Annotated in this window: 7 protein-coding genes; 5 read left to right on the top strand and 2 right to left on the bottom strand. The window is 72.1% G+C overall.

What is annotated here, in order from left to right:
- Positions 1 to 472: 472 nt before the first annotated feature.
- Positions 473 to 1,783, bottom strand: a complete 1,311-nt coding sequence (locus P3L51_RS33875) for an NsdA family TPR-like regulatory protein (protein ID WP_354609190.1) — start codon at positions 1,781 to 1,783, stop codon at positions 473 to 475.
- Positions 1,784 to 2,071: 288 nt separating this feature from the next.
- Here P3L51_RS33875 and tgmC point away from each other — a divergent pair, with 288 nt between their 5' ends.
- Positions 2,072 to 3,292: an ATP-grasp peptide maturase system methyltransferase gene (tgmC, locus tag P3L51_RS33870; RefSeq protein ID WP_354609189.1), complete on the top strand. Its 1,221-nt coding sequence runs from the start codon at positions 2,072 to 2,074 to the stop codon at positions 3,290 to 3,292.
- A 31-nt stretch (positions 3,293 to 3,323) separates the two neighbouring features.
- On the opposite strand, the gene P3L51_RS33865 is transcribed toward tgmC, so the two are convergent.
- Positions 3,324 to 3,833, bottom strand: a complete 510-nt coding sequence (locus P3L51_RS33865; protein ID WP_354609188.1) for a MarR family winged helix-turn-helix transcriptional regulator — start codon at positions 3,831 to 3,833, stop codon at positions 3,324 to 3,326.
- A 127-nt stretch (positions 3,834 to 3,960) separates the two neighbouring features.
- Here P3L51_RS33865 and P3L51_RS33860 point away from each other — a divergent pair, with 127 nt between their 5' ends.
- The 4 genes from P3L51_RS33860 (at position 3,961) to tsaE (ending at position 7,756) form a co-directional block, all read left to right on the top strand.
- Positions 3,961 to 4,386, top strand: a complete 426-nt coding sequence (locus P3L51_RS33860; protein WP_354609187.1) for a Rid family hydrolase — start codon at positions 3,961 to 3,963, stop codon at positions 4,384 to 4,386.
- A 400-nt stretch (positions 4,387 to 4,786) separates the two neighbouring features.
- Entirely contained in the window at positions 4,787 to 6,001 is a 1,215-nt protein-coding gene (gene alr / locus P3L51_RS33855) for an alanine racemase (RefSeq protein ID WP_354609186.1), read from the top strand.
- Entirely contained in the window at positions 5,998 to 7,218 is a 1,221-nt protein-coding gene (locus P3L51_RS33850) for an alpha/beta fold hydrolase (RefSeq protein WP_354609185.1), read from the top strand. Before alr ends, P3L51_RS33850 begins: the two co-directional genes overlap by 4 nt.
- Positions 7,190 to 7,756, top strand: coding sequence for a tRNA (adenosine(37)-N6)-threonylcarbamoyltransferase complex ATPase subunit type 1 TsaE (tsaE, locus tag P3L51_RS33845; protein ID WP_354609184.1), 567 nt, complete (start codon positions 7,190 to 7,192; stop codon positions 7,754 to 7,756). Before P3L51_RS33850 ends, tsaE begins: the two co-directional genes overlap by 29 nt.
- Positions 7,757 to 7,829: the final 73 nt, after the last annotated feature.

Raw genomic sequence — 7,829 nt, 5'->3', positions numbered from 1 at the left:
GAGACAGTATCTGCACGGCCTGGCGGCACGGTCGGCGGCGCGGGGGGCGCCGGTGAGCGCGGAGGACGTGGGGGCGGCGGTACGGGTGGCGTGGCGGGACGTGGCGGCGGAGGGGTGAGCCGACGGAGTCCGAGCTGCCGGACGCCCGGAGCCGGTGGGGAGCCGACGACGAACTCGGCACGCTCGGCCTGATCGCGGAGTCTCGCTCCACGCGGGCGACGCGTACCCGGCACCGGATCCCGCCGGACCGTTCTCGCCGCGCGGTGTCGCGCGGGGCCGGCCGGCGAATCGACGCGTACTGCTCGACGACCTCGCGGGGCTGCGCGCGAAGCCGGACGGCTACGGCTTCATGCTCACGGTCGCCCCGCCCCGCCCCGCGTCCAGGGCCTGACCGGTGCGCGGGTCAGCCCCATCGCGACGTTCCGACCGCGCGGACGCGTCGATCGCCACCGACACTCCTGGGGCCTCGGTTTCACCTCGCCACGGCGACATCGTGTCGCAGGAGTTCGACCCCGTCTTCTGAGCCGTATGCGGAGAACCTGCCGGAGAGGTCGCGGATCTGCTGGACGCAGCGCGACGCGCCGATCTGTTCGGCGAGGGCGAGGGAACGGCGAGCCAGCTCCGCGGCCTGTGGGACCTCGCCCCCGGCCAGCAGGCTTTCCGCCTCGTAGGCGAGGAAGACCGCTTTGGTCTTGTCCCGGGCGCTGGGCAGCAGACCGACGCCCTGGGTGATCTGCTCATGCGCGCGGCGCGGCCGGCCAAGATCGATCAGGCATCTGCCGGTGTCCACCGCCAGGTCGGCGGGGCTCATCCAGGCGCACCATCCGGGGGCTTCCTCGGTGGTCGAGTGGAGGAGTCTCTCGGCTTGCGCGAGTTCGCGGTAGCAGTCCCGGGCTTCGCCGAGCATCGCGTGTGCCCGCGCTTTTCGCAGCGACAGCAGGGAGCGGGCCGTGGGGTTCGTGGTGCGTGAGAGCGCGTGGCCGAGACATTCGACGGCGCTGCGGGGGCGGCCGAGCCAGATGCTCTGGTAGGCGATGTCGGAGAGTGCCCCGGCGCCCATGTCGGTGTCTCCGGCCTCATGGGCGGAGTGCACGGCCGCGTGCCAGTAACGGTTGGCCGCGGCGTGGTGCTCGTGGTCGAACCGGTGCCAGGCAACGGTCTGGGCGAGGGTTGCGGCCAGGGTGTGCAGGCGCTTGCCCAGGGCGCGGTTGTAGCCGCTGTGCTCCAGCAGGTTGACGACGGTTTCGAGGTGCCCGTCCAGAAGGGGGCTTGTGTGCTGACGGTGCGCCGTGGACATGCTCGTGAGGCCGTGGGCCGATTCCTCCAGCCAGTCGACGAACGCCGGGTCCACCGGGCGTCCGCCGGTGGCGCCGCCGGCCGGCGCCGTTTCGATCGTGGCCCATTGGAGGGCGAGGGAGCCGAGGGCGGCCGGAGTGACGGCCAGGAAGGTGCGGCGGTCGACGGCCATCAGTACGGCCTTTCTCAGAACGGCGACGGTCTGCCCGGCTCCGAGGGAGGCGGGCGTCTCGTGGCCGGGCAGCCAGTGAGGCCAGCCCAGAGCCGTTGCCTGTTCGTAGGGGATGTCGAAGACATCGGACAGAAGCATCCGGGAGAACTCGTCCGGGACCACGCGCTTCTCCCACAGGGACACGCGCTGACGTGACGTCCCGGCGCGCAGACCGCGGTGTCGGGCGGCGTTCCTCATCTGCTGGGCGAGGTCGGACTGGGACCAGCCGCGCAGCCCTCGCGCGTACGCCAGCGGATGCCGGATGAGTTCGTCCACTCTCTTATGAAAGCAGCCGGGTGCCCGCCCCGCCGGTCGATCGGAGGGAGGGAGATGACAGGGGGATGACACCCGAACGATGGTGCGAGCGGGGTCCGTTGCTCTGTAATCGGCTGTAGCGGCTGCATCGGCTGCGGAGCACCTTGAAATCGGGTGCGGGTCGCCGATTCCGCTCAGGTGGAACGCCATCGAGTGCAATCCGAACGGTCAATGGGGCTGGCTTCCCGACGCGCCGGCCATCACAACCGCGTTCGCCGACATCCTGAGCACGGAAGGAGGCGGCAGGCCATGACGATGCCCGCCGATCTGGAGAAGGACGCCCCACGGCTGCGGGAGGCGATGGCGAAGGCTCTTGCCCAGGACGGCGTCCTCGCCGATCCGGCCTGGCGGCAGGCCGTGGAGACGGTGCCCCGGCATCGGTTCGTGCCGGGCTTCTATCTGCCCGCAGCCGAACGGGACGGGCATGGGCTAACGGTGTGGGAGCCGGTCACGGCCGCGTTCGACCACGGCCGGTGGCTGGCCGCCTCTTACTCCGACACCACGCTCATCACGCAGTTCGACGGCGACGAACCCGACTGGACGCACCCCGCCGTGCGCCACGGTGGAGCGCCGACCTCCTCTTCCACGCTGCCGTCCCTGGTCCTGCGCATGTGGACAGACGCCGAGATCGCCGAAGGGCACACGGTGTTGGAGATCGGCACCGGAACCGGTTACTCGACCGCGCTCGCCTGCGAGCGGCTCGGCTCCGCCGGCATCACGAGCATCGAGGTGGACCCGCACCGGCTGGAGACAGCCGCGGACGCGCTGTACGGGTGCGGCTACTCCCCGACTCTCGCCGTGGCCGACGGACTGTACGGGTACTGGCCCGAGGCGAAGTACGACCGGATCGCCGCCGCCTGCTCCTTCCGCGCCGTGCCCCCGGCCCTCCTCGCGCAGGTCCGGCCGGGCGGGAAGATCCTGCTCACCCTGTCGGGCTGGCTCTACGGGTACGCCCGTGTGCTGCTCACCGTCGCCGAGGACGGCACCGCCGAGGGGCGTCTGCTGGACGGCACCGTGTCCTTCATGTCGGCCCGCACCCACGCGGCGCCGGCCTTCGGCAACCCCGCCCACTGGACCGCGGGGCTGCCCGAGCAGCCCCGCAGCGCGCGGCACAGCCCCGAACGGGTCAGCGCCGCTACCGAGGAGGCGTTCCATCTGCGGTTCCTCGCTCAATGCGCCGTGCCCGACGCCCAGATGACCACCGTCGGCGAGGTCGTGCACCTGGTCGACGTCGTCACCGGCTCCGCCGCCACCCTCACCCCCGACGACGGCGCATGGCGGGTACGCGAGGGCGGTCCGGTGCGACTGTGGGAGTGCGTCGAGCGTGTCCTGGACGCCTACGACGCGGCGGACCGGCCGAAGCCGGAGACGTTCACCCTGCACGTGCACGACGACGGGCAGCACGTGCGGCACCCGATGATGCCCGGCCTGCGACTGCCGACCCGTCGGCCCGGCCGGTGCCCTTCGTGATCCGGAACGTCCGTCGTCGGGGGGACGCCTGTCAGCCGAAGTCGTCCGGGACGATGCGGAGTTTCTGTGCGATGCGGGCGAGGGCCTTCTGGTCGGTCGTGTTGAGCGAGTCGAGGACGGTGCCGCGTACGGCTCGCAGGTGGGTGGGCGCCGCCAGTCGCACGAGGTCGAAGCCGGCGGCGGTGAGTTCGGCGAGGGTGTAACGGCCGTCGGCCGGGTCGGGTGTCCGTACGACCCAGCCGCGCTGTTCACAGCGTTTGATGACGTTGGACAGCCGGGAGAGCGACCCGCTGGCGAGGAAGGCGAGCTCTCCCATCCGGAGCTTGCGCCGCGGGGCCTCGGAGAGGTGGCTGAGCACCAGGTACTCGAACAGGGTGAGGCCGTGTTCCTGGCGCAGCGGCGACTCCAGCTTGCCGGGCAGCAGCAGGACGAGGGAGATCAGCCCCGTCCACGCCGCCTTCTCCTGCTCGTCGAGCCAGCGCGGCTCCTTGTCGTCCTCGTGTTCGCCCGTCCCGCTCATAGGCCCTTCCGTGCTGTTCATGGATCTTCCCGCCCCTCGGCGAAGCCCGCCATCACTTTGCGCTTGAAGTCATCGGTTGTTAGTCTCACTTTACGCGTGAAGTCATGCAAGAGGAAACGCACCCCTGTGGGCAGGAAGAGGAAGCATCATGAGCACCGTCACCTTCGGCATCACTCCGGGCTTCGGCGAGAAGCTGCACGAGGCCCTCGGCTACAGCGGCGCCGTCCGCGTCGGCGACCGGGTCGAGACCTCCGGGCAGGCCGGGGTGGATGACGACCTGGTCATCCCCGACTCGCTGGAGGACGAGATCATCCAGGCTTTCGACAACGTGGAGCGCACGCTCGCCACGGTGGGCGCGACCTGGAAGGACGTCATCCACGTCAACTCGTACCACAAGGTCGCACCCGGAGATGACGCCATCGGCGACGACCACAACACGGTCATGGCCGAACAGTTCCGCCGTCGTCTCGACGGCCGCGCGCCGATCTGGACCGAGAGCGGCGTCACGGTCCTCGGCCTCGCCGCCATGCGCGTGGAGATCCGCGTGACCGCCATCGTCGGCTCCGGGAACTGAACCACCCCCCCGGCGCCGCGAGGACGCACTCGCGTTACGCGGGTCCACGACTGTCACGCGGCCGGCCGGCCGCCCGAGCGCGCGATCGAAGCCACCGGTGTCGCGCTCGACCGGCCGGAACTCGCGGTGCTCATGGTGCCGCACATGGCGGACAGGCCCCCGCGCGTCGGCGAGATCGCGGAACGGACGCAGATCGTGGGCGCCTCGGCGATACGGAGGACCGGCGTGCCGGCCTCATCGAGGCGACCCCGCTGGGCGCGCAGGCCGCGAACAGGTTCGCGACCTGCCTGATCGATCCGACGACGGGACGCGCCCGGCGCCGGAATGACCCGCGGGTCCGTCGGGCCGTGGCGGACCTCGTGTCCCAGGGCGCGGCGAGGGCTCTGAGAGACTGTCGGGGATGACCGGAACCGTACCCACCTCGCCCCTTCGCGCCCGTGCCGAGATCGATCTCGGCGCGCTCCGCGGCAATGTCCGCGCCCTGCGTGCGCGGCTCGCGCCCGGTGCTCAGCTCATGGCCGTCGTGAAGTCCGACGCGTACGGGCACGGCGCGCTGCCCTGCGCGCGGGCCGCGCTCGACGCGGGGGCTGCCTGGCTCGGGACCGCGACGCCCCACGAGGCCCTCGCGCTGCGTGCCGCCGGGGTGGAGGCCCCGATCCTGTGCTGGCTGTGGACCCCCGGCGACCCCTGGCGCGACGGCATCGAGGCCGGTCTCGACATGTCCGTCTCCGGGATGTGGGCGCTGCGCGAGGTGACCGAGGCCGCGCGGGAGGCCGGGCGGGTCGCGCGGATCCAGCTCAAGGCCGACACCGGGCTCGGCCGCAACGGGTGCCAGCCCGCCGACTGGCCCGAACTCGTCGCCGCCGCCCGCGCCGCCGAGGTCGCGGGCACCGTCCGCGTCACCGGCCTGTGGTCGCACCTCGCGTGCGCCGACGAGCCAGGGCACCCCTCGATCGGGGGCCAACTCGACGTGTTCCACGAGCTGTTGGCGTACGCCGAGAAGGCGGGCATCGAGCCGGAGGTCCGGCACATCGCGAACTCCGCGGGCGCCCTCACCCTCCCCGAGTCGCACTTCGATCTCGTGCGGTCGGGCATCGCCGTCTACGGGATCTCGCCCAGCTCCGAACTCGGCACCTCACGGGAGCTGGGGCTGCGGCCCGTCATGACGCTCGCCGCGTCCGTGGCGCTGGTGAAGCGCGTCCCGCGGGGGCACGGCGTCAGTTACGGCCACCGGTACCGCACCTCCGCCGAGACGACCCTCGGCCTGATCCCCCTCGGGTACGCGGACGGCGTCCCGCGCCACGCGTCGGGCCGGGGCCCCGTGCTCGTCGGCGGGGCGGTGCGGCGGGTGGCGGGGCGGGTCGCCATGGACCAGTTCGTCGTGGACCTCGGGGCGGGACCGGACGCCGACGCCGTCCAAGAGGGCGCGCCCGCCGTCCTGTTCGGGCCCGGGGACGACGGCGAGCCGACCGCCGCCGACTGGGCGGAGGCGGCCGACACCATCGCGTACGAGATCGTGACCCGTATCGGTCCCCGCGTCCCCCGCGTCTATGCGGACGGGGTGGATGGGCATGAAGAGCGTGTCGGCGGAGACGGACGAGGAGCGGGACGTTGAGCGAGAACACCGCAGGGGACCTGGGCTCGGCCGTCAGCGGCGGCAACTGGCGGCTGGCCGGTATCGCCGGGACGGCGATAGGCGTGATCGCGGCCGGCGCCGCCGCGGGCGTCGCCATCGAGCGGATGACCGTCGGGCGCGGCATGCGCAAGAAGGCCCGGCTCGCACTCGACTCGACGGGGCCGTACGGCGCCCTGCGCGGCACCCCCGGCAAGGCCCTCGCCGACGACGGCACCGAGCTGTACTTCGAGGTCGACGACATCGACCCGGAGACCGGCGCGGGCACCCCGCGCCGCCGCCGTCTCTTCGGACGCAAGGCCCCCGCGCCCGTCACCGTCGTCTTCAGCCACGGCTACTGCCTCAACCAGGACTCCTGGCACTTCCAGCGCGCCGCCCTGCGCGGTCTGGTGCGGACCGTCTTCTGGGACCAGCGCAGCCACGGCCGGTCCGCCCGGGGCGTCGCGCAGCAGGGCCCGGACGGCGTGGACGTCTCGATCGACCAGCTCGGCCGGGACCTCGAAGCGGTCATCAAGGAGGCCGCGCCCGAGGGGCCGCTCGTCCTCGTCGGCCACTCCATGGGCGGTATGACGATGATGGCCCTCGCGGGCCACTGCCCCGAACTCGTACAGGACCGGGTCGTCGGCGCCGCGTTCGTCGGCTCCTCCAGCGGGAAGCTCGGCGAGGTCAGCTTCGGGCTGCCGGTGGCGGGCGTGAACGCGGTACGCCGCGTACTGCCCGGTGTCCTGAAGGCCCTCGGCTCGCAGACCGAGCTGGTCGAGCGGGGCCGGCGCGCGACCGCCGATCTCTTCGCCGGGCTGATCAAGCGCTACTCGTTCAGCTCGAAGGACGTGGACCCGGCCGTCGCGCGGTTCGCCGAGCGGCTGATCGAGGGGACGCCGATCGACGTGGTGGCGGAGTTCTACCCGGCGTTCACCGAGCACGACGAGTCGGACGCGCTGCCGGTCTTCATGGAGGTCCCGGTGCTCGTGGTGGCCGGGGACCGCGATCTCATCACCCCCAGCTCGCACAGCGAGGCCATCGCGGACCTGCTGCCGGACTCCGAGCTGGTGATCGTGCCGGACGCGGGCCATCTGGTGATGCTGGAGCACCCGGAGGTGGTCACCGACCGGCTCGCCGACCTGCTGGTACGGGTAGGTGCCGTCCCGGCAGCCACTAACGTGGGTGCGTATGGAAGCACCGCACAGCCCGGCAGCTGAGACCCGCACCGGCGGGGCCGCCCCTGTCGCCGCCCGCGTCACCGTCGACTCACCCGAACGTATGAGTGAGCTGGGCCGGAAACTCGCCGCTCTGCTGCGCCCCGGCGACCTGGTGATGCTCACCGGCGAACTCGGCGCCGGCAAGACGACGCTGACCCGTGGCCTGGGCGCCGGGCTCGGCGTACGCGGCGCGGTCACGTCGCCGACCTTCGTCATCGCGCGGGTGCATCCCTCGCTGATCTCGGGCCCACCGCTCGTGCACGTGGACGCGTACCGGCTCGGCGGCGGTCTCGACGAGATGGAGGATCTCGACCTCGACGTGTCGCTGCCGGATTCGGTGGTGGTCGTCGAGTGGGGGGACGGAAAGGTCGAGGAGCTGTCCGACGACCGGCTGCGTGTGGTGATCGACCGCGTCGTGGGAGCGGTGGACCCGCTCGCCGTGGACGAGGACGACCGGCGCGAGGTCACCCTCACCGGTATCGGCGCGCGCTGGGCGGACGTGGACCTGGCCTCGGCCGTCGCGCCGGACCCCGTCTGAACGGGCCGCGACCGGGTTCAAACGGGCCGTGACCGGGTCCGAACGGGCCGCGACCTGGTCCGAACGGGCCGGA

The organism is Streptomyces panacea, assembly GCF_040560175.1.
Taxonomy (GTDB): Bacteria; Actinomycetota; Actinomycetes; order Streptomycetales; family Streptomycetaceae; genus Streptomyces; species Streptomyces panacea.
The sequence above is the reverse complement of the archived record's forward strand: the minus strand, read 5'-3'. Positions and strand labels throughout refer to the sequence as shown.

What these genes read in the sequence shown, in the direction of transcription:
- tgmC (WP_354609189.1), top strand. Translation starts at nt 2,072, where the DNA reads ATGACGATGCCCGCCGATCTGGAGAAGGACGCCCCACGGCTGCGGGAG.
- P3L51_RS33865 (WP_354609188.1), bottom strand. Translation starts at nt 3,833, where the DNA reads ATGAACAGCACGGAAGGGCCTATGAGCGGGACGGGCGAACACGAGGAC.
- P3L51_RS33860 (WP_354609187.1), top strand. Translation starts at nt 3,961, where the DNA reads ATGAGCACCGTCACCTTCGGCATCACTCCGGGCTTCGGCGAGAAGCTG.
- alr (WP_354609186.1), top strand. Translation starts at nt 4,787, where the DNA reads ATGACCGGAACCGTACCCACCTCGCCCCTTCGCGCCCGTGCCGAGATC.
- tsaE (WP_354609184.1), top strand. Translation starts at nt 7,190, where the DNA reads ATGGAAGCACCGCACAGCCCGGCAGCTGAGACCCGCACCGGCGGGGCC.